The sequence below is a fragment of the Sphaerisporangium viridialbum genome (genome assembly GCF_049674955.1).
GTDB classification, from domain to species: Bacteria; Actinomycetota; Actinomycetes; order Streptosporangiales; family Streptosporangiaceae; genus Sphaerisporangium; species Sphaerisporangium viridialbum.
This window is the reverse complement of sequence record NZ_CP187232.1, coordinates 8,758,131-8,783,754: the sequence shown is the minus strand read 5'-3', so window position 1 is coordinate 8,783,754 and position 25,624 is coordinate 8,758,131. Positions and strand designations below refer to the sequence as shown.

The following is a 25,624-nucleotide window of genomic DNA, read 5'->3' as shown; positions in this document are numbered from 1 at the left end:
CGTCATCCGGGTCGTCTGTAGAAAGGCACACCACGTGTACTCGCTTTCCGGCCGTACGGCCGTCGCGGGGATCGGCGCCACCGAGTTCTCCAAGGATTCCGGCCGCTCGGAGCTCCAGCTCGCCGCCGAAGCCGTCCTCGCCGCGCTCGACGACGCCGGGCTGCCGCCGTCCGAGGTGGACGGCCTGGTCACCTACACGCAGGACGGCAACCAGGAGATCTCCGTCGCCCGCGAGGTCGGCATCGGCGACCTGTCGTTCTTCTCCCGGGTCCACTACGGCGGAGGGGCGGCCTGCGGCACGGTGCTGCACGCCGCGATGGCGGTCGCGACCGGGGCGGCGTCCACCGTCGTCTGCTACCGGGCCTTCAACGAGCGCTCCGGGCGCAGGTTCGGCCAGCCGGACGCCGGGCTCGGCGGCGAGCCGTCGTCGCAGGGCATGGAGATGAGCTGGCACGTGCCGTACGGGCTGATGACGCCGGCCGCCTGGGTCGCGATGTTCGCCCAGCGCTACATGCACACCTACGGCGCGACCTCCGAGGACTTCGGCCGGGTCGCCGTGGCCATGCGGCGTCACGCCGCGGCCAACCCCGCCGCGTGGTTCTACGGGAGGCCGATCACGCTGGAGCAGCACCAGCGGTCGAAGTGGATCGTGGAGCCGCTGCACCTGCTGGACTGCTGCCAGGAGAGCGACGGGGCCGTGGCCCTGGTCGTCACCTCGGCCGAGCGGGCGAGGGACCTGCGGCGTTCCCCGGCCGTCGTCACGGCCGCCGCGCAGGGCTCGGGCGCCGGGCAGATGATGATGACGAGCTTCTACCGCGACGACATGTGCGGCCTGCCGGAGATGGGGGTGGTGGGGCGCGGCCTATGGGAGATGTCGGGAATGTCGCCCGATGACATCCAGACGGCCATCCTCTATGACCACTTCACGCCGTTCGTGCTGAGCCAGCTAGAGGAGCTGGGGTTCTGCGGCAGGGGCGAGGCCAGGGACTTCATAGCCGACGGCGGCATCGAGATCGACGGGCACCTGCCGGTGAACCCGCACGGCGGGCAGCTCGGCGAGGCGTACATCCACGGCATGAACGGCATCGCCGAGGCCGTGCGCCAGATCAGGGGAACGTCCGTCAACCAGGTGCCCGGCGTCCAGAACGTGCTGGTCACCGCGGGCACCGGCGTCCCCACGAGCGGCCTCATCCTCTCCCAGGACTGACCGGATCGATCTCACGCTTCCCGTACGGGCCGGGCCGCTCGTGCGGCGACGCCGGTCAGGGTGTGACGATCGTGGGGACCGAGAAGAACACGATCATCGCGATCGCGACGCACAGGATGAACCCGGCCAGCTCCCAGAGCCAGTCGTAGTGGTGCTCGCCCAGCTTGATCGGCTTCGGCCGCTCATGCCGGCGCGGCCGTGCCCCCCGCTCGGGTGCGTTCTCCGCTGTCGCCGCCTGCTTGGGGACGCTCGCCGCCGTAGCGGGCTCGGTCGAACCGTCCGCCAGGCTCTTGCCCACCGCGTCCACCGTGGCCCCCGGGTTCACCGGGTTCACCGGGTCCACCGCGTCGACCGCGTCCGCCGTCAGCGCGGCGGCGCTCGTCGTCTCCGGCTCGGCCTCCGCACTGAGGGCTTCGGCGGGTGCGCTTGTCACGGCGTCGGCGGTTTCGGCGTCCACCACGGGGGACGGCCGGCCGTCGGCGAACGCGCGCCGGAGATTCGGCCAGTTCCCGGCGGCCAACGCCTTGCTGAAGGACGAAGATCTCCTGGGGGACGAGCCGGCCGCCGAGGGGCCGTCCACGGCCGGAGCGCCGTCCGCCGGGGGAGCCTCCGCCCCTGCCGACGCGACCAGGGTGTCAGGCGAGACGATCGGCGTCTCGGCCGCCGCCACCAGTGCGTCCGGGGTGACCAGTGCGTCCGGGGACACCGGAGCCGCCCCGGCGATCGGGGCGGCTTCGGCTACGGGGGCGGCAAGGGGGACCGACGCGGCACCGGTGTGGCGGCGGCGGCGGGGCTTGGGGGGCGTGTCCGACGCTCCGGCGCGGGGTGCCCGGATCTTCGGCATCGGCTCGGTGGTGGCCTCGTGCCTGGACCTGCGGCCGGGCTCGGGAGGCGACAGCTCCTTGGCGGGGAAGACGCCGGTGTTGGTGAAGGGATCGGGCTCGGCGAGGGGCAGCGGCCACCTCGGCGTGGTGGGCCAGAGCCGCTTGCTCCCCGGCCGCGCGCCGCCGGCCGTACCGGCGTCCTCGGGGATCGCGCTGAGGATCTTCACCCGCAGGCCCCCCGATGGCCGGCGCCAGGGGAGACGGGCGAGCGCGTCCTCGGCGGGCCCGATGGCGAGGGCTACGTACACCTCGGCCGGCTGCGGCGGCACGCCTCCGGAGCGCGCGGCGGCCACGGCGGCGGTGAGGGAGTGGGTGAACCGGTGGCGGGCGCCGAGCTCGAGCTGCTCGGCGGTGTCGGCCGCGACGTCGAGGACCCAGGCCAGCTCCGCGGTGTCCAGCCCGCAGACCGCCGAGAGCAGGAGCACCTCGCGCTGGTGCGGGCGGATCTCGCGTACCACGCGCTCGACCAGCGCGGTCGCGGGATCGGCGGCGGGGTCGACCGACGGGAGGACGTAGGCGACGTCGCGCCGGTAGATCTCGCGGCGCGCGAGCGCGTAGAGCGCGGCGCGCGGAGGCTCCACCACCGGCACGTTGGTGAGCACGGCCGTCAGCGCGTCGGCGGCGGAGGCGGTGTCGCCCAGCTGATCGTGGCAGTACGCGAACAGCCCGGCGGCGTGACGGTCGTAGAGCTCGGCGATCAGCTCGCCCCTGGGACGCTGATCGATGAGCGATGGAGTCACAACCGCTCCTCTGGAATTCTCGTGCGGGTTGGGAGGTTTGGCCTGGCGGAGGGGGATAGGGAGCCAATCATGCCAAGGCCCTCGCAGGAGTCGCACTAATCGATGCCACTTTGATAGATATCGCGAAAGTACCAGGAAGAAGCCGCCGGACAGCGAACATTCGCACCTTTCTGAAATGCTGACAAGTCGCTATGACGGCTGTCTTGGGACAGATTGGTCCAGATCCCCATAGGGTGTGTCGGGAAAGATCAAGTGGACCTGCGGTCGGACCGTCACCTACCGTGGGGGCTGCCGAGCGGGTGGTAGCTGTGCGCAGCCGACTCGACGATTCCGGGCCACGCGGTCCCGGCCGAGAAGCACGAGGTCGTGCGTGATCACATTTGAAGGCGTCACCAAGCGCTATGGAGACGGCACGGTAGCCGTCGACAACCTCAACCTCCAGGTGCCCACCGGGGCCATAACCGTTTTCGTGGGGCCGTCCGGGTGCGGCAAGACCACGTCCTTGCGCATGATCAACCGCATGATCGACGCGACCGAGGGGCGCATCCTCCTCGACGACCAAGACGTCCGGAAGATCGACCCGCCGACCCTGCGCCGGGGCATCGGCTACGTCATCCAGCAGTCCGGCCTGTTCCCGCATCGCAAGATCGTGGACAATGTCGCCACCGTGCCGTACCTGCTCGGATGGGACAAGAAGAAGGCGCGCGAGCGCGCGATGGAGCTCCTGGAGCGCGTCGGGCTGGACACCAAGCTGGCCGGGCGCTATCCGTTCCAGCTCTCCGGCGGCCAGCAGCAGCGGGTCGGGGTGGCGAGGGCCCTCGCCGCCGACCCCCCGGTGCTGCTCATGGACGAGCCGTTCAGCGCCGTCGACCCGGTCGTGCGCACCAGCCTGCAGGACGAGCTGCTCAGGCTCCAGGCGGAGCTCCAGAAGACCATCGTGTTCGTGACCCACGACATCGACGAGGCGATCAAGCTGGGCGACACCGTCGCGGTGTTGCGCGTCGGCGGTCACCTGGCGCAGATCGCCGACCCGCCGACGCTGCTCGCCGAGCCCGCCGACGACTTCGTCGAGGGGTTCCTGGGCAAGGACCGCGGCATCCGGCGGCTGTCCTTCGTCCCGGCCGGCGGCATCAAGGTGCGGTCGGAGCCCGGCGTGCCGGGCTGGTCGGTGGTCCTGGACGAGGACGGCCGGCCGACCGGGTGGCGCGCGGACGGCGCCGGCCGGGCGAACGGGCTCCAGCCCTTCGGCACCGTCGACCTGGAGAAGGACTCCCTGCGCGTGGCGCTCGACGCCGCGCTGCTCGCGCCGTCCGGCTGCGCGATCGCGGTGGACGGCGAGGGCAGGTTCGCCGGGGTCGTCACCAGGGAGGCGCTGGACGAGGCCCTCACCCGGAGCACGGGGGTGGCCGATGGGTGACGGCGAGCCGCTGGTCCGCTGGGACTGGATCGGCCGCAACTGGCCCAGCATCCAGACGCTGCTCGTCGACCACGTCATCATGGCGATCGTCCCGGTGCTGCTCGGGCTGATCATCGCCCTGCCGCTGGGCCTGGCGAGCGCGCGGTGGCGGGTGCTCTACCAGCCCACGGTCGGCCTGATGAACGTCGTCTACTCCCTGCCGTCGCTGGCCGTCTTCATCGTGCTGATCCCGCTCACCGGGCTCGCCGAGCGCGCCACGGTGATCATCCCGCTGACCTTCTACTCCCTGGCGGTGCTGATCCCGTCCGTGGTGGACGGGCTCGGGGCGGTGCCCGACCACGTACGCCAGTCGGCGGTCGCGATGGGCTTCGGGCCGTTGCGGCGGCTGCTGCAGGTCGAGCTGCCCATCGCGGTGCCCGTCGTGCTCGCCGGCCTGCGGGTGGCGACGGTGTCCAGCATCAGCCTCGTCAGCGTCGGCGCGCTGGTCGGGCGCGGCGGGCTCGGCTACCTGTTCATCGACGGCTGGCAGCGCCAGTTCTACACGCCGATCGTGGTGGGCATCGTGCTGGTCGTGGCGCTCGCCGTGCTCGCCGACGGCCTCATCGTTCTCGCGCAACGCCTGCTCACCCCCTGGGCCCGTGCGAGGAGGACGGCGTGAACTGGCTGATCGACTTCTTCGGCGACCCGGCGAACTGGTCCGGCCCCGGGGGCATCCCGAGCCGCCTGCTTGAGCACATCGAGTTCTCTGTGGTCGCCCTGCTCCTCTCTATGGTCATCGCGATCCCGCTCGGCCTGCTGATCGGGCACACCCGGCGCGGCGCCGTGCTCGTCGTGATCGCCGCTAACGCCGCCCGCGCGCTGCCCACCCTGGGCCTCGTGGTGCTGATCGTGCTGCTGGCCGGGGTCGGTACGACCTGGCCCGTCCTGATCCCGCTGGTCGCCCTCGCGATCCCTCCGATCCTGGTCAACACCTACGAGGGCATCCGGGGCGTCGAGGAGGACCTGCGCGACGCGGCGTACGGCATGGGCCTGCGCGGCGGCCAGGTGCTCATGAAGGTGCTCGTGCCGGTGGCGTTGCCGCTGATCCTGCTCGGCCTGCGCGTCGCGGCGATCCAGGTGGTCGCGACGGCCACCGTCGCCGCGTACGTCGGCCTCGGCGGGCTCGGCCGTTACATCATCGACGGGCTGGCGACAAAGGACTTCCCGAGCACGATCGGGGGAGCGGTCCTCGTCGCGGTGCTGGCGTTGGTCGTGCAGCTCGGCTTCTCGCTGCTGCAGCGCGTGGTGGTCTCCCCCGGGGTGAGCCGGCGCGTCAAGGTCCGCTAATCTCTCTATTACCCCCTGATTTGGAAGGGATTTCCATGAGGCGAATGATAACCACCGCGGCGGTCGCCCTGACCGCGGTGTTCACCCTAGGCGCGTGTGGTGGCGGGGATCCGCTCGACACGACCAGCAGCGCCAGCGCGGCCCCCAGCGCGTCCGGCTCCAGCGGCGGTTCCAAGGTCGTCATCGGCTCCGCCAACTTCCCGGAGAACGTCCTGCTCGCCTCGATCTACTCCCAGGCCCTCACAGCCAAGGGCGTGCAGGTGGAGGAGAAGTTCAACATCGGCAGCCGCGAGGTCTACTACGACCAGATCAAGACCGGCGCGCTGACCGTGCTTCCCGAGTACAACGGGGGTCTGCTCAGCTTCATCGACCCCAAGAGCACCGCGGCCAGCACCGATGACGTCAACACCGAGCTCAAGTCCAAGCTCCCCGCCGAGCTTGAGCTCCTCGACTCCTCCGCCGCGCAGGACAACGACTCGCTGACGGTCTCCAAGGACACCGCCACCAAGAACAGCCTGACGACGATCGAGGACCTGGCGAAGGTCTCCAAGGACTTCGTCGTGGGCGGCCCGCCGGAGTTCAAGAAGCGCCGCGAGGCCCAGTTCAAGGACGTGTACGGTCTCACGTTCAAGGAGTGGAAGCCGACGGACGCGACCACGGCGGACGCGCTCAAGGGCGGCACGATCCAGGTGGGCAACGTCTTCACGACCGACCCCAAGCTGCTGATCAACGGTCTCGTCTCGCTCCAGGACCCGAAGAACGTCTTCAGCGCGCAGAACGTCACGCCGCTGGTCAACAAGGCCGGCGCCGACGACACCGTGCGCACGACCCTGAACGCCATCTCCGCCAAGCTCGACACGAACGCGCTGGTGGACCTGATGAAGCGCGTGGCCGTCGACAAGGACGACCCGCCCGCCGTCGCCAAGGACTGGCTGACCCAGAACGGCCTCGTCTAACCTCGGCGCACGGCTGAACGGTCGGCTCAGAGTCGGTTCGGAGCCGGTTCGGAGCCGGCTCAGAAAGGTCCTCCCGGGAAACTCCCCGTGGAGGGCCTTTCGCATTCGTGCGGGTTTGCTCAGGCTGAAACGGACGGTGTTAGCCTGGCCACCGGTGGTCCTCGACGATCATCGTCGGCCCTCCCACCCTGGACGCGTCCTGATCATGAATCGTTCTCGCGCCATCACGATGGCCGTGGCCATGACGCTCCTCACCCTCGCCGGATGCTCCGGCACAGGGGGCGACGGCGGCCCGAACCCGGCGACTTCGAGCGGCGACCGGCCGAGCCCCGCGACCTCGGGTGGCGACCGGCCGAGCCCCGCGACGTCGGGCGAGGACCCGTCGAGCCCCGCGACCGCTCATCAGATGGTCGCGCTGCTGAACTTCTACGGCGGGTTCGCCGGGAAGCGGGTGAAGGAGACCGACGCTCCCGCGCTCGCCGTGTTCGGCGACGGGCTGGTGGTCGCCGACGCCGACCGCAGCCTCTCCCTGACGGAGACGGAGCTCACCGACCTCGTCCGCACGCTCCGCGAGGATCTCGCCTCGCAACCCGCCACCGCCACCCCGACCGGGCCGTCCCAGGTCGCCGACGCCCGCACCATGGTGCTCGGTGTCCGGGTCGGCGACACCATGCGCACCGTGACCGCGTACGCCCTGGACGAGACGCGCTCGGACTCCTCGTATCCCGAGGGGCTGTACCAGGCGCGCGACCTGCTGGGCGCGCTGGCCGAACGGGTGAGCCGCGAGGGAGGCTCGTACACGACCGACCGGGTGCGCCTGATCGCGGAGCCCCGGCCCGGGCAGACCGGCGAGGAGTGGCCCTCCTCGATTCCGGAGCCGCCCGCGTCACACGAGGGCGACTTCGAGAAGATCCTGGCGGGCGCGCAGGCGGCGGACGCCCGCCGCCTGATCCCACGCGCACGGCAAGGCGGAGCACTGCGGATCTACCTCGACCACCAGGCCCGCCCCTTCGCCGTCACCTGGAGATACGTGCTGCCCTCGGAGTGACGCGCTCGACGGCTCATGCCGGTGGCCGTCGTGCTTCGAGGGCATCTCGTACGGCAGGCCATTCCTCCCGTATGACGCTGTAATAGATCGAGTGGCGGAGGTGCCCGTCGCGCAGGATCCGGTGATTGCGGAACACTCCTTCACGCGTGGCGCCAAGGCCCTCGATCGCACGCTGCGACCTGTGGTTACGGCTGTCGGTCTTGAATGCCACGCGGATCATGTCCAGAGTGTCAAAGGCGTGGCACATCAGAAGATAGGCGGCCTCCCGCGCGGCTCCCGTACGCCAGCGAGTCGGCGTGACCCAGGCCCACCCGATCTCGACTCCACGATGCGCGTGCTGGATATCGATATAGCTGATGCTCCCGATCGCCGTTCCCGTACGCCGTTCAACAACCGCGAACGGCAAACGCCGCCCCTTCTCCTGCTCCCCCAGAGCCTCGACGATGAGCACGGCCACCGGCTCTTCACTGCGTGGCGTCGGCTCGTCCAGAAAGGTCCAGACGTCGTCATGCCGCGCCGCCTCGGCGAGATCATCCAGATGCCTCAACCCAAGCGGCTCAAGTCGCACGACCTGGCCCTCAAGGACTATCGGTTCCATTGGAGCGTCCTCTATCCGGCCGGGACGTTGTAGACGAGAACGTGCTTGTCGCCCGCCATGAGCTGGTCGAACGCCTCGACGGGCCTGTCGTCCTCGTCATAGGCGATCCGTACGACGCGAACGACGCACACGCCGGGGTCCAGCCGAAGTGCGGTCGCTTCTTCGGGAGTGGGCATGCGGAAGCTCAGTTCATCGACGAAATAAGCGATCGGCCCGCCAATGGCCTGTTCCAGAATGGCGAGGACGCCTTCCTCGACGGGTTCCTCCCGCGCTATGGCGGTTTCGCGGACGAACTCGTGAACGTAGTAACTGTCTCCGAGCTGGTACGGCTCCTCGTCGACGAGCATCACGCGGCGCCGGGCCAGCAGCTCCGTGCCCTCGGGCACCGCCAGCCACCTGGCCGTTTCCTCGGTGGCGAATACACAGTCGACGCTTGTGATCCGCTGCCGTCCTATACCGCCCTGAAGGGCTATCTCGGCGTTGAAGGTGGCCGCGTTGTTCGCGGCTCGACGTGCGCGCCGATCTTGGTCCATGGCCATCACCCGGATCGGGCGGGCTTTCCGGACGTACGTGCCCTGACCCTGCCCCGAGCCGATCAGCCCTTGCGATTTCAGGGCGGAGAGCGCGAGCCGGACTGTCGTCCTTGACGCGTCGAAACGCTCGGCCAGGTCGCGTTCTGGAGGCAGCCTTTCTCCCGGAGAGAAGTCACCCCGGGAGATCGCCTCCCGAAGCGCGGTCGCGAGCGTCACATGACGCGGTACGGCCGGAGCCGGCTCGGCGTCGCCCTTCGAGTTGTCTGTCATCAAGCTCCTCCCTTCATCAAGAGACCGGAGTCATCCACTCTAGCCTCTTGGTACGTACCAAGTATTGACAGACGCCTGGCGGTCCTGCTCTCCTTGGTGTGTACCAAGAGTCATCGATCGAACACCCTGTGCATCTAGCCGCTGGGTGTGATCGGTCGGGCTGTCGCGCCCCAGGTCGACTACTGAGAGCTATTGGACGGTCGCGTAAGTAGCCAGAAGAAGGGTGGCAATTCATGGCTCGGACCACAAGCGCTGGAGAAACCGGGGAGTCCCTCGTTCCGGGGGCGCGACGATGACCATGCGAGAGGTGCAGGCAATGGCGTCATTTCCCGGGGCGCCTGAGCAGGTGGCCAATGTGCGGGCGTTCGTTCGGGAGACGCTTGGGGATCCCCGGTTCAAGGCGGTCATCGAGGATGTCGAGCTGCTGACCACCGAGCTGGTCACCAACTCGATTCGCCACACCAGATCACGCGCGACCGGTGAGGTCCATGTCGTGATCACGGCGAGTGGCACGGTTCGCGTCAAGGTCGTGGACGACGGGTCGGATGTCTCCATGCCGGTCGTCGCCTCCGCTGGCCTCATGGATGTCGGCGGACGCGGCCTGATGCTCGTTCAGACGCTGGCGAGCCGGTTCGGGGTCCGGGTGGGGGACGTCAGCACGACGACCTGGTTCGAGGTGGCGTTGTCAACGACCCCCTCCTGAAGCTGAAGGAGGGGGCTTGAGGTGCCGCGCCCGCGCACTGATAGCCCCGCGTTGACCAGCCCGAGTCGATCATCTTGAAGTGAGGTGTATTCGATTGACTACGTTTCACGTAAGCGAGCAGACCCACCGGCAGGTGCTTCCTCAGCCTGCCGCTCTGGAATCGGTGGGAGCAGACAACCCCGGGGGTGGGGACGAAACGGCTCACGGACTCCCGGCGTTGCCGGGCGCTGGCGTGGAACATGGGCGAGGGGAGATCGGAGTGGACGGCACCCGTCTGCTCCGGCGTCACCCCGAGGGCGCTTCGGCGTCGCAGGGAGCGGACCGTGAGGTTCACCCGGTTGTGTTCGTCCTGGACAAGCATGGCCGACCGCTTGACCCGTGCCATCCGGCCCGCGCCCGCCGCCTGCTGGCCTGTGGCCGGGCGGTAGTGGTCCGGCACACCCCGTTCGTCATCCGGCTACGCGACCGTGTGGCCGCCGACTCGACTATGGCCGGTGTCGAGCTGGGGATCGACCCCGGCAGCAAGCACACCGGCATCGCGGTGTTCCGCACCGACGGCGGCAGCCGTACCGGCCTGTACGCGCTCCAGCTCGACCATCGTGGCGGGCAGATTCGTGACAAGCTGGCCTCGCGTGCGGCGTTGCGCCGGGGCCGCCGGTCGCGGAACCTGCGTTACCGCGCACCCCGATTCCTTAACCGGACCAAGCCGAAGGGGTGGCTCGCGCCGTCTCTTAAGCATCGTGTGGGCGGCACCATGTCGTGGGTGTCGCGCCTGTCTCGGTGGACTCCCGTCACGGCCGTCCACGTGGAGAAGGTATCCTTCGACACCCACGCCCTGTCGGCGGGCAAGCCGCTCGAAGGAGTGGAGTACCAGCAGGGCACCCTCGCCGGGTACGAGGTACGCGAGTACTTGCTCGCCAAGTGGGGCCGCAAATGCGCGTACTGCGGCGCGGAGAACACGCCATTGAATATCGACCACATTCACCCGCGTAGCCGGGGCGGCTCGGACCGCATCTCCAACCTGTGCGTGGCCTGCATCCCCTGTAACCAGGCGAAAAACGCGACGCCGATCGAGGAGTTCCTCAAGGCCAAGCCCGCACTCTTGAAAAGGATCCTCCTCGCGGCCAAGGCCCCGTTGCGGGACGCGGCGGCGGTCAACTCAACGCGGTGGGCGCTGTGGCGGGCGCTGACCCAGACGGGTCTTGGCGTCGCTACGGCCTCAGGTGGGCGCACAAAGTGGAACCGCAGCAGGACCGACGCCCCCAAATCGCACACTCTGGACGCGTTGCACGTCGGCCACCTCGACGCTGTGATCGACTGGCCCTCGGTCGTGCTGGTCGTGGCGGCCACCGGGCGCGGCACCTACGCCCGCACCCGCGCCGACCGCTACGGGTTCCCCCGACTACGACTGCCCCGTACCAAGACCGTCCACGGCTACGCGACCGGCGACCTGGTCCGCGCCGTCGTCCCCACCGGAGCAAAAGCCGGAATCCATACTGGGCGGGTCGCGGTCCGCACTTCCGGCAGCTTCAACATCCGCACCCGGCACGGCCTCGTTCAGGGCATTCACCATCGCCACGTCCGTCTGCTCCAACGCGCGGACGGCTACGCCTACACCACCCACCCAGAAGTGCGGCACCGTGCCGCGTTTCCTCCACCGCCTGAAGGCGGGGGTTCCACGCTGGAGGTAATTGATGACCCCGATCTACGGCTCCTGCGGCGAGTCGGCACGGTGGGGTGATCGGTGGTAGGAGTGGGGGCCATGAACGAGTTCACGGAGGCGATGAGGCAGCTTGTCGCGGGAGTGGCCGTGGTCACCGTGCACGACGAGCGTGACGACATCGGCACGACGGTCACCACCTTCTCCTCCCTGTCGGCCGATCCGCCGATGGTCATGCTGAGCCTCATCTCCTCTGGCTACCTCGCTGAAGTACTGCTCCGCCAGGACCGCTGGGCGGCGAGCCTGCTGTCCGGCAGCCAGGCCGTGATCGCCAGCCGGTTCGCCACGCCGGGCCGTCCCAGCGCACGCCTGCTGCTCGCCGGCACGCCGCACCACCGTGGCGCACGGACCGAGGCGTTCATCGTCGACGGCGGCGTGGCCGCGCTGGAGGCCGAGACCGCCCGGGTGATCCCGGCCGGAGACCACACCCTCTTCCTCGCCCAGGTCCTCGCCGTCGACTACGTCGACCCCTCCCTCCCACCCCTGGCCCGAATGCGCGGCCGCTACCGCCCCGTCAACTGACGACCTGTAGAACCGATGGCTCCGACACGCTGGTAGGCCGCTTTCCGGGATGATCCCTCTATGCGGTGGCTCATAGCGGTTCTCGTGTTCATGATCGCGGGTCTGTGCGTGGGCGGCTGGGTGCTGCTGGCCGACTCCTGCCCGCCTGAGGCATGTGAGAGCGCCGAAGACATTCCCCTCAGCGTTCCCCTCCCCCTGGATTCCGCTCACTGGACGATGTCCCGGCACCGCGTCGACCAGCTTTCCGAGGGCGCGTCCGACTCACCCGACATCGTGAAGAGGTTCGCCCGCGACGACATCTGGACGTTCAGCACGAGGGACGGCGGCCTGGAGGCGATCCACTGGGATGGGACTCGCCGGCGGAAAATCACCCCGAAGCTCCCGGAGCAACTGCTCGTCAAGGACATCACCAGCACGGGTCCGGACGACATCTGGATCTCGGGGTCGGACATGCGGCTGGGAGCGCCAGGCGATCGAGCCGGCCCGGACGGGATACTGGCGCACTGGAACGGTGACAGGTGGGAACGCATCGCGGTCAACGCGAACACCATCGAACTCGCCTCCGTGGCGAAGAACGACGTCTGGGCGCTGTTCGACGGGAAGATCGTGCATTGGGACGGCCATGCGTGGACCCCGGCCTCAGTGCCCGAGGTTCCGATGCCTGATTCTGTGGACGGAGAAGACCCAGGAAACCCGCTGAACGACATCACCGCGCTCGCCGCGAACGACGTGTGGGCCGTCGGCGCGGTGACCACCTACCTCTGCTGCGACAACAGGCTCTACCACCGTGAGGTCGTCATGCACTGGGACGGCCACACCTGGAACCTTCTCGACCTCGGCATTCGTGGCCTCGGCCTGATGCAGGCGGTTCGGGACGGGCACGGCGGCCTGTGGATCACCACGTGCTGCGACGGGAGTTCCGCGACGCTCATCATGATCCACTACCACAACGGACACTGGAGCAAGAGCGTGCTTTCACGGCCGAGCGGCTTCCGCAGTGTGGAGGTCCCCGACCAGATCACGCTCACGGACAACGGGAAGATCCTGATGACCGGCACCGCCTATACCGCCTCCGATGGAACTCCCGTGACCGTGGAGTACAGGCTCACCTCGTAGCCTCGGCGCGCTTCCTGCGAGGTAGGAGCGTCGTCGCGGCTCGACGACGGCCCCCACCCGTTCCCCACCATCGAGGACGCGCTGCTCGCCACCACCGTGGACACCGTCAGCGATGTCAACGACGTGGCTCTGGAGCTCTTCCCTGAGCGGGATCCGCGGACGCCGGCCCACTGCTAATTCTGGATGTGTAGTATCTAGATTGTGCGGATGAGCGAGGGTGTCGAGTGGGCGATGCACTGCTGCCTGACGCTCGACTGGCTCGGTGAGGACCGGCCGGTGCCGATGGCGAGGCTCGCGGCGAGCTACGAGCTGCCCCCGGCATACCTCAACAAGCAGCTCCAGGCGCTGGTCAAGGCCGGGATCCTCACGTCGACGGCCGGGGCGCGGGGCGGTTTCCGGCTGGCCCGGCCACTCGACAAGATCACGCTCATGGACGTCGTGACGGCGATCGAGGGCCCCGACGAGGCCTTCCAGTGCATGGAGATCCGCCGGCGCGGGATGGGCGCCGAGACGCCCGAGCGGCAGTTCCGCATCCCGTGCGCGGTCACGACCGCCATGCGCAAGGCCGAGATGGCATGGCGAAAGGCACTGGCCGCACAGACCCTGGCCGACGTGCGGGCGAACGCCGACCGCCACGCGCCGAACGTGGGCGACAGCATCCGGCGCTGGTACGCGCGCGGCTGACCGATCTGAACGCGAGGACCCCTCGCGCGAACGTGGGAGGAGAAACTGGATATTCAATATCTAGATTAGCGGACGACCGACGACCGACCCACATGCGAAATGGAGAGACAACGATGCAGGCACGGATGAACGACTTTGGGAAGCTGGCCGCCGAGGGCTACCAGGCGATGATGGGCGTGGAGGCCTTCGTGGCGCGCGGCGGCGTTCCGAAGAGCACACTGGAGCTCGTCAAGATCAGGGCCAGCCAGATCAACGGGTGCGGGTTCTGCCTGGACATGCACAACCACGACGCCAAGAAGGCAGGTGAGACCGACGAGCGCCTCTTCACGGTGGCGGCCTGGCGCGAGTCGCCGTACTTCACCCCCGAGGAGCGGGCGGCCCTGGCGCTGACCGAGGCGGCCACCCGGATCGCCGACAGTTCGCACGGCGTGCCGGACGAGGTGTGGGACGAGGTGGCCGACCACTACGACGAGCAGTCGCTCGCCGTCCTCATCATGGCCATCGCCCAGATCAACGCCTGGAACCGCATCAACGTCACCATCCGCTCGGTGGCCGGCTCGCACCGCCGTACCGCGACCGTCTGACCCTCTCGCGGTCTTGCCCTCCCTCCGCCGGAGCCGCTTCCGCGTGCGCCGCGCGGGGGGGCGTCCCCGGTCGCGCCTCCGCCCGTGCGCTACTGGTAGGTGCCGAACCAGCCGGGGACGTCCAGGCGGAAGAGGTCGGGCGGGGTGACCAGGCGGAGGTCGGATTCGAGGGCGCGGAGGCGGTCCTCGCCGAGGGTCTCGGCCCAGCCGGCCCTGAGCTTGTCGAAGATGTGGGCCGCGCGCACCAGGCTGTCGACGCCGCGCTCGGTCAGCCGCACGATCTTGCGCCGGGCGTCGTCCGGATCGGTGCCGCGCTCGACGTAGCCGACGCGTTCGAGCGTGTCGATCGTCTTGCCCGCCGCCTGCTTGGAGACCCCGAGCGTGCGGCCCAGCTCTGCCGCCGTCGTGCCGCGCGTGCCGATGGCCTGCATGACGAACCCGTGCATCGGCCGCAGGTCGGGATGCCCCTGACGCGCGAGCTCGGCGTGCAACTCGTCGATGAGCATCCGGAACCCCAGGAACAGGCGCAGCGGCAGCTCGAACCCGGGCGGATCGGCCGGCGCCTCGCCCCGGTTGGAAGGCGACGTCCAGACGTCCGCCTTGTCGCCGCTGGAGGTCGTCGCCGATCCGGGGCGTGGGGGGTCAGTTGACACGATGGACAACCTCGTTCACTATATAGACAACCACATTGTCGATTGTAGGAGATGTTCCCGATGCCCATCATCCGCCACGCCGAAAGCCGCAGGACCGAGACCCCCAATGCCGTCATGACCACGTTCGCCTCGCCCACGCAGGGAGGGGCGGGGCTGGCCGTCTGGCACGTGGAGATGCGTCCCGGCCAGTCGGGCCCGCTCCACGCCTTCGACACCGAGCAGGTGTGGACGTTCCTCTCCGGAGCCGCCACCGTCGTGCTCGACGGAGAGAAGCTGGAAATCGAGCCGGGGAACACCCTGGTCATGCCCGCCGACGTGCGCCGTCAGGTCTTCGCAGGCCAGGATGGCATGACCGCGATCGTCGCCGCGCCCGCGGGCTGCCGGGCGTACACCCCGGACGGCCCCGTCGACGTCCCCGCCGCCTGCGCGGTGCCCGACGGCGACAAACTCCTCCCCGCCTGGGTGGCGTAGCAGTCAGGAGGTCAGCGGATCGTCCACCAGCCGGGGAGGATCAGCGGGCCTTGGGGTGGGAGGCCGAGGTCGGTGGCCAGGCGGCTCAGGGGGCCCCAGGCCTCCAGGCGGATCTGGCTCAGGGCGGCGGCCTTGTCGTCGCTGGAGTCCGGCGGGCGGAGCCGCTCCAGCGGGTGCATGCGCGGGTACGAGCGCACCGGGGCGTCCTTGGGCAGGTTGACCCTGCTGCGGGCGAGCGCCAGCGCGTCCTCCAGGCCGCCCAGCTCGTCGACCAGGCCGCCGCCGAACGCGTCGGCGCCCGTCCAGACCCGGCCGCGCGCCAGCTCGTGGGCGCGGTCGCGGTCGATGCCCCGGCCCTGGGCGACCTTGCCCACGAAGTCGTCGTAGATGCGGTCGAGCCAGGCGTTGACCCGCTCCCACTGTGGCTCGGAGTAGGCCCGGCTCGGAGAGAACATCCCCGAGTTGGCGCCCACGTCGACCGACTCGGAGGTGACGCCGATGCGGCTGAGCAGCTCGCCCACCGCGGGCTTGCCGCCGAAGACCCCGATCGAGCCGGTCAGCGTGCCGGGCTGGGCGACGATGACGTCGGCGGCCATGGAGACGAAGTACCCGCCGGACGCGGCGAGGTCGCCCATCGAGATGATCACCGGCTTGCCGGCCTTGCGGGTGAGCACGACCTCGCGCCAGATGGCGTCCGAGGCGACGTACGAACCGCCGGGGCTGTCGACCCGGAACACGACCGCCTTGACGTTGTCGTCGCGGCGGGCGGCACGGAAGGCCGCGCAGATCGTGTCGGAGCCCATGGCGCCCCCGCCGCCGAGCGGGCTGCGCCCGCTGCGGCCGAGGCGGATCATGCCGTTGCCGTGGATGAGCGCGACGACCCGCTCGCCCGGGTGCGGCAGCTTCCTGGCGAGGGCGCCCTTGGCGTACCGCGAGACGAACAGCAGCACGTCGCCCTCGTCGCGGACCTCGTCGTACACCTCGTCGCGGTAGGCGAGCCGGTCGACCAGCCCCGCGGAGAGCGCCTCCGATCCGATGAACGGCCCCTGGTCGATGAGCTCGCGCACGCGCTCGGGCGGCAGGCCGCGACCCTCGGAGATGCCGGAGACGATCTGCTCGATCACGGACTCGGCGATGCGGGCGGCCGACTCGCGGTGCGCCTCGGTCATGTGGTCCTGGGTGAACATGTTGGCCGCGGTCTTGTACTCGTGCCGCTGGCCGATCTGGTAGTCGACGCCGATCTTCGCGAGCGCGTTCTTCACGAAACGCTGCTCCATCGAGATGCCGGTCAGCCCGACGTCGCCCGACGGCTGCAGGTAGATCTTCTCGAAGGCGCTGGCCAGGTAGTACGGCACGGTGCCCGTGCCGAACTCCCCGAACGTCTCGGCGTAGGCCACCGTCAGCTTCCCCGCTGCCCGGAGTTGCACGACGGCGGTGCGCAGCTCCTGCACCATGGCCAGCCCCATGGGCCGCCCGCCGAGCTTGACGACGAGCCCCTTGACCCGGGGGTCCCTGCGGGCCCGGCGCAGGCCCTCCAGCACGTCGGCGAGACGGGTCCTGCGCATGGCCAGGACGGCGCTGAGCGGATCGGACGGGGGGCCCTCCGTGAGCCCCTCGGTCAGATCCAACTCCAGAACCAGCGGGGCGGTGCGCCGCTGCCGGAACCGGTCCACCGTGTCCAAGATCGCCTTTGTCGCGTCCATAGCGACACCCTAGGCGACGTTCCGGCCCGAGAGGCACGAGCTTCCCGTCTGGTCGCGCGGTATTCCGCCGGCGCCGGTGCACCGAGGTCCCATGGGAGTTCTCGATGCACATGCGTCACGGCGATTCCCGGAGATTCTGATGGCGTGTGCGCCGGGTGCTCGCCGGCGTCAATCTCCGGTCGTACCCGGCACGGGCCGCGCGTCCGCCGGCACGAGCTGCGTCTCGACGGCGGGCCGCGCCAGCAGGGCGTCAGCCGGTACGGGCTGGGCCTCCGCGGCTTCGGTGGCGGTGGCCGTCAGGGGTGGGCCGGCGTAGCGGAGCCAGAGGGCGCCGAGGGGCGGGACCCGGAGGCGGGTGGAGTACGGCTGGCCGTGCCAGGGCTCCTCGACGGCCTCCACGGAACCGAGGTTGCCCACCCCACTGCCGTAGTAGTTGTACGCGTCGGTGTTGATCACCTCATCCCAGCGGCCCCCTGCGGGCAGGCCGATCGCGTAGCCCTCATGCGGCTGCCCCGAGAAGTTCGCCACGCAGGCCACCATCGAGCCGTCGTCGCCGTGGCGCAGGAAGGAGAAGACGTTCCCCGAGGCGTCGTCGGCATCGATCCACTGGAAGCCCCTCGGCGAGTGGTCCTGCGAGTGCAGCGCGGGCGTCTCGGTGTACACGCGGTTGAGGTCGCGGACCAACTGCTGCATGCCCTGGTGCGGCTCGAAGTCGAGCAGCCACCAGTCGAGGCCGCGCTCCTCCGACCACTCGGAGCCCTGCGCGAACTCGCCGCCCATGAACATCAGCTTCTTGCCCGGATGCGCCCACATGAACGCGAACAGGGCGCGGAGGTTGGCGAACCGCTGCCACTCGTCGCCGGGCATCTTGCCGAGCAGCGAGCCCTTGCCGTGCACCACCTCGTCGTGCGAGAGGGGCAGCACGAAGTTCTCCGAGTACGCGTACATCAGCGAGAACGTCATCTGGTGATGGTGGTACTGCCGGAACACCGGCTCGTGGTGGAGGTAGGCCAGGGTGTCGTGCATCCAGCCCATGTTCCACTTGAAGCCGAAGCCGAGCCCGCCCAGGTGCACGGGCCGGGAGACGCCGGGCCACGCGGTCGACTCCTCGGCGATCGTGACGATGCCGGGCGCCTCGCGGTAGGCGACGGAGTTCATCTCCTTGAGGAACTCCACGGCGTCGAGGTTCTCGCGCCCGCCGTAGATGTTGGGAGTCCACTCGCCCTGGCGCCGGGAGTAGTCCAGATACAGCATCGAGGCGACCGCGTCCACGCGCAGGCCGTCGATGTGGAACTCCTTGAGCCAGTAGACGGCGTTCGCGACCAGGAAGTTGCGTACCTCCCGGCGGCCGAAGTCGAAGATGTAGGTGCCCCATTCGGGGTGCTCGCCGCGCTTGGGGTCGGCATGCTCGTACAGCGGCGTGCCGTCGAACCTGGCCAGCGCCCACGCGTCCATGGGGAAGTGGGCGGGCACCCAGTCGAGGAGCACGCCGATGCCGGCCTCGTGCAGCTTGTCGACGAGGTACCGGAACTCGTCGGGGCCGCCGAAACGCGACGTGGGCGCGTAGTAGGAGGTGACCTGGTAGCCCCAGGAGCCGCCGAACGGGTGCTCGGCCACCGGCAGGAGCTCCACGTGCGTGAAGCCCATGTCACGCACGTACTCCACGAGCTGGGTCGCCAGCTCCTTGTACGTCAGTCCGGGACGCCACGAGCCGAGGTGCACTTCGTAGGCGCTCATCGGCGCCTCCATCGGGTTGCGCTCGGCCCGCCGGCGCATCCACTCGTCGTCCTGCCAGGAGTACTCGGACCCGTCGACGATCGAGGCCGTGGCGGGCGGGCGCTCGGTGCGGCGGGCCATCGGGTCGGCCTTGGCCCGCCAGACGGCGTCCGCGCCCAGGATCGAGAACTTGTAGTGCTCGCCCACCCCGATCCCCGGGATGAACAGCTCCCACACCCCGGACCGGCCGAGCGACCGCATCGGGTGCCCGGAGCCGTTCCAGTGGTTGAAGCCGCCCTCCACGCGCACCCCGAGCGCGTTCGGCGCCCAGACGGCGAAGGCCGTGCCGTCCTCGTCGTCGTGCCGCATGACCCGGGCGCCGAGCACCTCCCACAGGCGCTCGTGGCGGCCCTCGCCGATCAGGTGCAGGTCGACCTCGCCCAGGGTGGGCCAGTGGCGGTACGGATCACCGGTCTCGAAGGGTTCGGCGCCCGGGTAGGTCACCCGTAGCCGGTAGGCCGGGACCTTGTCCACGCCGGGCAGCGTCACGCTGAAGACGCCGTAGGCCTCGTGGGGCATTTCGTGGGTGCTGTCGTCCAGCACCAGCTCGACCTTCTCGGCGAGTGGCTTGAGCGCCCGCACGGTCAACCCGTCGGGGGAAAGGTGCGCGCCCAGGATCGAGTGTGGATCGTGGTGCGCGCCGCCGGCCAGCCGGTTCAGGTCCAGGTCCGCGTTCATCAGATCGCTCACCGCTCCTCGGCACCGTGATTGCTTTTATGAGCTAACCCTGCCCCACATCGGGGTGCCAACCCATGTTGTTGCCTGGATCACACCACAGACGGGGCAAACCCGGGGCCCGCGGGTCACGGGTGCCCGTGTCTGCCCACCTCAGCAGGTGTATCACCACTTCAGGACGCGCACGCTGCCGGTCGGCATGTCGACGATGACCCGGCCGATGTCGAGCTGCTCGCCGCCCGGGAACCAGACGAAGAGCTGGAGGCACCGGCGGGTCTCGCAGCCGTGCCGCCGGAAGATCAGGGAACGCACGCGAAGGTCGTCGGCGGACGCGAGCGGCCTGCCCGCCGCCCGGGCGTACGCCTCGCGCACCGCCGGGCCCAGCGCGGGGTCGGCGAGCAGCAGCCGCGCGGCGCGCGCCTCCTCCCCCCTGGAGGGGGCGGGCGGCGTGGCGGGATCGCGCGGATCGCCGGGGGTGGGCTCGGGGAAGGCGCCCGCGGAGGGCAGGGCGCGGATCTCGTCCCCGCGCCGCCGGGCACGGGTCTCGTCCCTGTGCCGGGTGCCGGGCTCGTCCTGGTGCGCGTCGCCGTGGTGCTCGGCGCCGACCTCGGCATGGTCCGCCGGGGCCTCGTGCCGCCCCGGCCAGACCAGCGCCACCGTCATGACCGCCCCCATCACCGCGGCCAGGGTGGCGCCCGCCGCCGAGAGCGTGATCGCGAGCCGCCCGCGACCCATCGACCCACCGCCTTACGCTCGGTTCGCGTCCGGCTACGGATCGTATCGAAGTTGCGACCGATCACCGTACGGCGTGCGTGAAGGCCGCGAGCGGGATGGGAAGCCAGGCGGGGCGGTTGCGGGACTCGTAGACCACCTCGTAGGCGGCCTTGCTCAGCTCCAGCGCGCGCAGCAGCACGGCGTCGTCGCCGCGGATGCGCCCGCCGCCCGCCGAGTACCCCGCGATGAATGCCGCCCGGTTGCGCTCCGACCACTCGGCCGCCCGGAGCTCCAGGGCTTCGGCGTCCGGATGGTCGGACAACAGGTGCCTGGCCGCGTAGTCGAATGATCTGAGCATTCCCGCGACGTCCCTGACCGGTGAGTCCAGGGCCCGGCGGTCGCTGAGCGGCTGGCCCGGCTCGCCCTCGAAGTCGAGGACCACCCACTCGCTGGGAGTGCGCATCACCTGGCCCAGGTGGTAGTCGCCGTGGACCCGCTGGACCATGATCGGCCGGTCGATGTCGGCCAGCCGGTCGAACGCCTCATGGGCGATGCCCGCGTGGGCGGCGAGCTCGGGCACCTCGGCGATGGCGGCTTCGAGGCGGCGCCTGAACCCCTCGGCCATCCGCTTGACCTCGGGGGCCTCCACGACGCTCGTCGGGAACGCCGCGGCCATCTCCTTGTGCAGGTGGGCGGTTGCCATGCCGAGGCGGTGCGACTCGGCGGCGAAGTCCCCTCCGGCGTCGCCCGCCGAGGTGCCCGGCAGTGAGCCGTACAGGTCGCGCACGCTGGTGAGCGCGAGCGCCCAGCCGTCGCTGGCGGTGGGCAGGAACTCCTGGGTGAAGGCCAGCGTGGTGTTCTCGCCCGCGATGTCGGCTTCGATCCAGCCGTACGGCCTGGCGATGTTGGGCGAGCCGCGCTCCGCGAGCGCGGAGACCACCTCCAGCTCGGGGTTCACGCCGGGGATGAGCTTGCGGAACAGTTTGCAGATGTACGCGTCGCCGAACACCAGCGAGGTGTTGGACTGCTCGCCGCCGAGCACGAGGCTCCGGGGCGAGGTGTCGATCTCGGCGCCCGGCATGTGGCGGAACCGCAGCGCGCCGAGGTCGGCGTCCGCGGCGATGGACGAGAGCAGGACCCCGGTGACCTCGGCGTCGTGGACGGCGTCGTAGGCGAAGCCGTCCGGGGTCTCGCCGATCGCGACGTGCTTCAACCGCTGGGGCAGCTCGGGGCGGAAGCCCAGGAGGAGCTGGTATCGGTCGGTGAGCGTGTCCTGCCGCACGGTGATGACCAGGTGCCGCAGGGAGACTCGATCCTCGGCCGTAGGCCTCGCCGAGTCGTCCGTGGTCCTGGAGGAACCCGCCACATCGCTGTGGAAGGATTCTGCAGGACCACGAAGGGGTAGCGGGGTGGTGGCCTCCACGGCCAGCTCGGTGATCGCGCGGCCCTTGCCGGCGAACCACCGCTGATGGGTGATCCAGCCGGCAAGTAGCTCTTCGAGAGTATGTGTCACGTCTCCTCGGCTGCTGCGCTCGTGGGCGGAAGGGTGAACCAATAGAACCCATGCCCAGGCAGCGTCAAAAGATACGGAAGTTCGCCAATCGGTGGAAATGGCACTCCACCAGTGCATTCGACGGGGACGACCCCCTCGAACCTCCGCAGGTCCAGCTCCACCGGCTGGGGGAAGCGGGACAGGTTGTTGACGCACAGCACCCGGTCGTCGCCGAGCTCGCGGACGAACGCGAGGACGCTCGGGTTGGAGGAGTTGAGCTCGGTGAACTCGCCGAGCCCGAAGACGGGGTGCCGCTTCCGGATCTCGATCATCTTCTTGGTGAAGTGAAGGAGTGAGCCCGGATTCTTCTGCTGCGCCTCCACGTTGAGCGCCTGGTACCCGTAGATCGGGTCCATGATCACCGGAAGGTAGAGGCGGCCGGGGTCGCAGTCGGAGAAGCCCGCGTTGCGGTCGGGAGTCCACTGCATCGGGGTGCGGACGCCGTCGCGGTCGCCCAGCCAGATGTTGTCGCCCATGCCGATCTCGTCGCCGTAGTAGAGCACGGGGCTCCCCGGCAGGCTCATGAGCAGGGCGGTGAACAGCTCGATCTGGTTGCGGTCGTTCTCCAGCAGCGGGGCCAGGCGGCGGCGGATGCCGACGTTGGCCCGCATGCGCGGGTCCTTGGCGTACTCGGTGTACATGTAGTCGCGCTCTTCGTCGGTCACCATCTCGAGCGTGAGCTCGTCGTGGTTGCGCAGGAAGATGCCCCACTGGCAGTTCTCGGGGATCTTCGGCGTCTGGGCCATGATCTCCGAGATCGGGTAGCGGGTCTCACGGCGCACGGCCATGAAGATGCGCGGCATCAGGGGGAAGTGGAATGCCATGTGGCATTCGTCCCCGCCGGTCACCGGGTCGCCGAAGTACTCCACGACGTCGGCCGGCCACTGGTTGGCCTCCGCGAGCAGCACGCGGTCGGGGTAGAGGCGGTCGACCTCGCTCCTGACCCGCTTGAGGTACTCGTGGGTCTGCGGGAGGTTCTCGCAGTTGGTGCCCTCCTGCTCGAACAGGTACGGGATGGCGTCCATCCGGAACCCGTCGATGCCGAGGTCCAGCCAGAAGCGCAGGACCTCCAGCATGGCCTCCTGGACGTCCGGGTTCTCGTAGTTGAGGTCCGGCTGGTGGTGGAAGAACCGGTGCCAGTAGTACTGCCCCCGGACCGGGTCGTACGTCCAGTTCGACGTTTCGGTGTCGATGAAGATGATGCGGGCGTCGGTGTACTGCTCGCCGTCGTCCGACCAGACGTAGAAGTCCCCGAACGGCCCGGTGGGGTCGTGCCGGGAGGCCTGGAACCACGGATGCTGGTCGCTGGTGTGGTTCATGACCAGGTCCGCGATAACCCGCATTCCGCGTTTGTGCGCTTCGTCGACCAGCTTGACGAAGTCCCCGAGATCCCCGAAATCCGGGAGAATCTTCATAAAGTCGGAAATGTCGTATCCACCGTCTTTAAGCGGGGACTCGTAAAGTGGCAGGAGCCACAGGCAGTCGACGCCGAGCCACTGGAGATAATCCAGCTTGTTGATGAGGCCGCGAATATCTCCGGTTCCGTCCCCGTTTGAATCTGCGAATCCTCGGATGAGGACTTCGTAGAAGACGGCGCGTTTGTACCAGTGCGGATCGCGCGGCTTTTCGTGTGTGAAGGTGTTCGGGACGGGCTGAGGCGTCAAGCTCACCTGTGGACTCCCCGCTGTGCTCATGCTCGCTTTTCCGCCGTCTTCGCCATGTGCCTATGCCTGGCTGGTCGGCGTCGCTCGCAGTGTGAGGACGTGTGCTGGATTGATGTGCGGATCGAGGCGCACGTAGTTGGCCTGCCGCCAGTGGAACGAATCGCCCGAGAGCTCATCGTCCACGACGAATTCGGCGCCCCAATCGAGGCCGAGGCCGGGCATGTCCAGCCTGACCGTCGCCTCGTGCGTGTTGTGTGGATCGAGATTGACGACGACCAGAACGACATCGCCTAGGCCGTGCCGTCGTGTGGACGGGTCGTAGGCGCCGGGCAGCCGCTTTGAGAAGCAGATCATGTCCGGGTGGTCGACGCTGTGGAAACGTAGGTTACGCAGTTCCTGGACCGCAGGGTGTGCTCTTCGGAACAAATTAAGTTGGGTGATGAAGGGCGCCAGGCTCCGGCCCTCGCGTTCCGCGGCGGCCCAGTCGCGAGGTCTGAGCTCGAACTTCTCGCTGTGCAGATATTCCTCGCTGCCCGGACGTACCGGGGCGTTCTCGGCGAGCTCGTAGCCCGCGTAAACCCCCCAGGAAGGTGACGCCAACGCGGCCAGGACCGCCCTGATCTTGAACGCCGGCATGCCGCCGTTCTGCAGGTACTCGTGAAGGATGTCCGGCGTGTTGACGAAGAAGTTGGGTCGCAGGTAGTACGACGTCTCGTGCGAGAGCTCGGTCAGGTAACCCTCGAGGTCGTTCTTGGTGTTCTTCCAGGTGAAATAGGTGTACGACTGGTCGAAACCCACCTTGGCCAGGCTTCGGAGCATCGGCGGCCTGGTGAACGCCTCCGACAGGAACAGCACGTCGGGGTCGGTGGTGTGGATGTCGGCCAGCAGCTTCTCCCAGAACCCCACCGGCTTGGTGTGCGGGTTGTCCACCCGGAAGACGCGGACGCCGTGGTCCATCCAGTGGCGGACCACCCGCCGGACCTCGGTGTAGATGCCCTTCGGGTCCTTGTCGAAGTTCAGGGGGTAGATGTCCTGATATTTCTTCGGCGGGTTCTCGGCGTACGCGATGGAGCCGTCCGCCCGGATCGTGAACCACTCGGGGTGGTCCTTGACCCACGGGTGGTCGGGGGAGCACTGCAGGGCCAGGTCGAGGGCGATCTCCAGGCCGAGCTCGCGGGCCCGCCGCACGAAGGCGTCGAAGTCCTCGAAGGTGCCCAGGTCAGGATGGATCGCGTCGTGCCCGCCGTCCTCGGAGCCGATCGCCCAGGGGGAGCCGACGTCGTACGGCTCGGGGTGCAGGGTGTTGTTGCGCCCCTTGCGGAAGGTCTCGCCGATCGGGTGGATCGGAGGCAGGTAGACGACGTCGAAGCCCATGCCGGCCACCCCCGGCAGCCGCTCGGCCGCAGTCCGGAAATTTCCGGACTTGGGGATGGCGCCCTCTTCGAGCACCGCCCCCTCCGACCTGGGGAAGAACTCGTACCAGGATCCGAACAGCGCCCGCCTCCGGTCGACCCGGATGCGGTATCGCGGCGCCCTGGTCACCAGGTCGCGGAGCGGGTGGGAGGCCAGCACGCTCGCCGTCTCGGGGAGCAGCGCCACGGCCAGCCTGGCCCGGGGGTCGAGCTCGTCGTCCCGCAGCCGGTCGGCCACGGCCTGGAGCGCCGCCCTGTGCGTGCAGTTGTCGCAGCCCGTCGGCCGGACGGCCTTCGCGGCGCGCGCGAATATGCGCGCCCCCTCCTCGCACATGAGGTCGGTGTCGATGCCACGGGGGATCTTGATCCCGGCGTCGTGGAGCCAGGTGGCGACCGGATCGCTCCAGGCCTCGACACGGTAGTGCCAGTTACCCTCCGTAGGCAGCGTCACGTCGACCGCCCACCGGTCGGTGCCGGGCTCGACCTCGCGCATGAGCAGGAGCCGCCGGCGCCTGCCGTCGGGGTCGACCAGCACGACCCCGGCCGCCACCGCGTCGTGTCCCTCGCGGAACACGGTGGCGCTGATCTCGAAGGTCTCGCCCGCCGCTGCCTTCGCGGGCCACCGCCCGCACTCGACAACAGGGTAAATTTCCTGTATTGGGATTCGTCCGATCATCGCGTCTCAAGGTAGCGGCG

General features: G+C 69.1%; 23 protein-coding genes. 13 read left to right on the top strand and 10 right to left on the bottom strand.

The genetic code is table 11. From position 1 onward, the window contains the following. The first annotated feature begins 34 nt into the window (after nt 1-34). Nucleotides 35-1,207, top strand: a complete 1,173-nt coding sequence (locus ACOZ38_RS39475; RefSeq protein ID WP_424536022.1) for a lipid-transfer protein — start codon at nt 35-37, stop codon at nt 1,205-1,207. A gap of 55 nt (nt 1,208-1,262) precedes the next feature. On the opposite strand, the gene ACOZ38_RS39470 is transcribed toward ACOZ38_RS39475, so the two are convergent. Next, the gene (locus ACOZ38_RS39470) at nt 1,263-2,831 is read right to left on the bottom strand and encodes a hypothetical protein (RefSeq protein WP_424536021.1); all 1,569 of its coding nucleotides are present in this window, start codon (nt 2,829-2,831) and stop codon (nt 1,263-1,265) included. Nucleotides 2,832-3,201: 370 nt separating this feature from the next. On the opposite strand from ACOZ38_RS39470, the gene ACOZ38_RS39465 reads away from it, so the two are divergent. The 5 genes from ACOZ38_RS39465 (at nt 3,202) to ACOZ38_RS39445 (ending at nt 7,578) form a co-directional block, all read left to right on the top strand. Beyond that, nucleotides 3,202-4,248 (top strand): ABC transporter ATP-binding protein, encoded by a 1,047-nt coding sequence (locus tag ACOZ38_RS39465; protein WP_424536020.1) that lies wholly within the window; start codon nt 3,202-3,204, stop codon nt 4,246-4,248. After that, nucleotides 4,241-4,906, top strand: a complete 666-nt coding sequence (locus tag ACOZ38_RS39460; protein ID WP_405141306.1) for an ABC transporter permease — start codon at nt 4,241-4,243, stop codon at nt 4,904-4,906. Before ACOZ38_RS39465 ends, ACOZ38_RS39460 begins: the two co-directional genes overlap by 8 nt. Beyond that, on the top strand, nt 4,903-5,574 hold the full coding sequence (locus tag ACOZ38_RS39455) for an ABC transporter permease (RefSeq protein ID WP_424536019.1): 672 nt from the start codon (nt 4,903-4,905) through the stop codon (nt 5,572-5,574). Before ACOZ38_RS39460 ends, ACOZ38_RS39455 begins: the two co-directional genes overlap by 4 nt. A 35-nt stretch (nt 5,575-5,609) precedes the next feature. Further along, nucleotides 5,610-6,530 (top strand): ABC transporter substrate-binding protein, encoded by a 921-nt coding sequence (locus tag ACOZ38_RS39450; RefSeq protein WP_424536018.1) that lies wholly within the window; start codon nt 5,610-5,612, stop codon nt 6,528-6,530. Between the two features lie 205 nt (nt 6,531-6,735). Next, complete coding sequence (locus ACOZ38_RS39445; RefSeq protein WP_424536017.1) at nt 6,736-7,578, top strand: hypothetical protein; 843 nt, start codon at nt 6,736-6,738, stop codon at nt 7,576-7,578. Nucleotides 7,579-7,591: 13 nt separating this feature from the next. On the opposite strand, the gene ACOZ38_RS39440 is transcribed toward ACOZ38_RS39445, so the two are convergent. Together ACOZ38_RS39440 and ACOZ38_RS39435 are read right to left on the bottom strand one after the other, a co-directional pair. Further along, entirely contained in the window at nt 7,592-8,176 is a 585-nt protein-coding gene (locus ACOZ38_RS39440) for a GNAT family N-acetyltransferase (RefSeq protein WP_424536016.1), read from the bottom strand. A gap of 11 nt (nt 8,177-8,187) precedes the next feature. Then, nucleotides 8,188-8,925, bottom strand: a complete 738-nt coding sequence (locus ACOZ38_RS39435) for a GntR family transcriptional regulator (RefSeq protein WP_424536015.1) — start codon at nt 8,923-8,925, stop codon at nt 8,188-8,190. Nucleotides 8,926-9,295: 370 nt separating this feature from the next. Here ACOZ38_RS39435 and ACOZ38_RS39430 point away from each other — a divergent pair, with 370 nt between their 5' ends. The 6 genes from ACOZ38_RS39430 to ACOZ38_RS39405 all read left to right on the top strand — a co-directional run bounded on the left by ACOZ38_RS39430 (nt 9,296) and on the right by ACOZ38_RS39405 (nt 14,308). Next, entirely contained in the window at nt 9,296-9,682 is a 387-nt protein-coding gene (locus ACOZ38_RS39430) for an ATP-binding protein (protein WP_424536014.1), read from the top strand. Between the two features lie 259 nt (nt 9,683-9,941). Beyond that, nucleotides 9,942-11,423 (top strand): RNA-guided endonuclease IscB, encoded by a 1,482-nt coding sequence (gene iscB / locus ACOZ38_RS39425; RefSeq protein ID WP_424536013.1) that lies wholly within the window; start codon nt 9,942-9,944, stop codon nt 11,421-11,423. A 21-nt stretch (nt 11,424-11,444) separates the two neighbouring features. After that, entirely contained in the window at nt 11,445-11,924 is a 480-nt protein-coding gene (locus ACOZ38_RS39420; RefSeq protein ID WP_424536012.1) for a flavin reductase family protein, read from the top strand. A gap of 60 nt (nt 11,925-11,984) precedes the next feature. After that, nucleotides 11,985-13,040 carry a hypothetical protein gene (locus tag ACOZ38_RS39415; RefSeq protein ID WP_424536011.1) on the top strand — a complete coding sequence of 352 codons (1,056 nt, stop codon included), beginning with the start codon at nt 11,985-11,987 and terminating at the stop codon, nt 13,038-13,040. A 207-nt stretch (nt 13,041-13,247) separates the two neighbouring features. Further along, nucleotides 13,248-13,724 (top strand): RrF2 family transcriptional regulator, encoded by a 477-nt coding sequence (locus tag ACOZ38_RS39410; protein ID WP_405141298.1) that lies wholly within the window; start codon nt 13,248-13,250, stop codon nt 13,722-13,724. A gap of 125 nt (nt 13,725-13,849) precedes the next feature. Further along, the gene (locus ACOZ38_RS39405; RefSeq protein WP_424536010.1) at nt 13,850-14,308 is read left to right on the top strand and encodes a carboxymuconolactone decarboxylase family protein; all 459 of its coding nucleotides are present in this window, start codon (nt 13,850-13,852) and stop codon (nt 14,306-14,308) included. A gap of 89 nt (nt 14,309-14,397) precedes the next feature. On the opposite strand, the gene ACOZ38_RS39400 is transcribed toward ACOZ38_RS39405, so the two are convergent. Further along, nucleotides 14,398-14,961 (bottom strand): MarR family winged helix-turn-helix transcriptional regulator, encoded by a 564-nt coding sequence (locus ACOZ38_RS39400; protein WP_424536009.1) that lies wholly within the window; start codon nt 14,959-14,961, stop codon nt 14,398-14,400. A 60-nt stretch (nt 14,962-15,021) separates the two neighbouring features. On the opposite strand from ACOZ38_RS39400, the gene ACOZ38_RS39395 reads away from it, so the two are divergent. Beyond that, complete coding sequence (locus tag ACOZ38_RS39395) at nt 15,022-15,432, top strand: cupin domain-containing protein (protein ID WP_424536008.1); 411 nt, start codon at nt 15,022-15,024, stop codon at nt 15,430-15,432. 11 nt (nt 15,433-15,443) lie between these two features. Here ACOZ38_RS39395 and sppA read toward each other — a convergent pair whose 3' ends face one another. The 6 genes from sppA to ACOZ38_RS39365 form a co-directional block, all read right to left on the bottom strand. Then, the gene (gene sppA, locus ACOZ38_RS39390; RefSeq protein WP_424536007.1) at nt 15,444-17,135 is read right to left on the bottom strand and encodes a signal peptide peptidase SppA; all 1,692 of its coding nucleotides are present in this window, start codon (nt 17,133-17,135) and stop codon (nt 15,444-15,446) included. 168 nt (nt 17,136-17,303) lie between these two features. Beyond that, nucleotides 17,304-19,589, bottom strand: coding sequence for a 1,4-alpha-glucan branching protein GlgB (gene glgB / locus ACOZ38_RS39385; protein WP_424537171.1), 2,286 nt, complete (start codon nt 19,587-19,589; stop codon nt 17,304-17,306). 162 nt (nt 19,590-19,751) lie between these two features. After that, nucleotides 19,752-20,321, bottom strand: a complete 570-nt coding sequence (locus ACOZ38_RS39380; protein ID WP_424536006.1) for a hypothetical protein — start codon at nt 20,319-20,321, stop codon at nt 19,752-19,754. 61 nt (nt 20,322-20,382) lie between these two features. Then, the gene (locus ACOZ38_RS39375; RefSeq protein ID WP_424536005.1) at nt 20,383-21,813 is read right to left on the bottom strand and encodes a maltokinase N-terminal cap-like domain-containing protein; all 1,431 of its coding nucleotides are present in this window, start codon (nt 21,811-21,813) and stop codon (nt 20,383-20,385) included. Then, nucleotides 21,810-23,546 carry a maltose alpha-D-glucosyltransferase gene (treS, locus tag ACOZ38_RS39370; RefSeq protein ID WP_424536004.1) on the bottom strand — a complete coding sequence of 579 codons (1,737 nt, stop codon included), beginning with the start codon at nt 23,544-23,546 and terminating at the stop codon, nt 21,810-21,812. Before treS ends, ACOZ38_RS39375 begins: the two co-directional genes overlap by 4 nt. A gap of 30 nt (nt 23,547-23,576) precedes the next feature. After that, the gene (locus tag ACOZ38_RS39365; RefSeq protein ID WP_424536003.1) at nt 23,577-25,604 is read right to left on the bottom strand and encodes an alpha-1,4-glucan--maltose-1-phosphate maltosyltransferase; all 2,028 of its coding nucleotides are present in this window, start codon (nt 25,602-25,604) and stop codon (nt 23,577-23,579) included. Between the last annotated feature and the right edge of the window lie 20 nt (nt 25,605-25,624).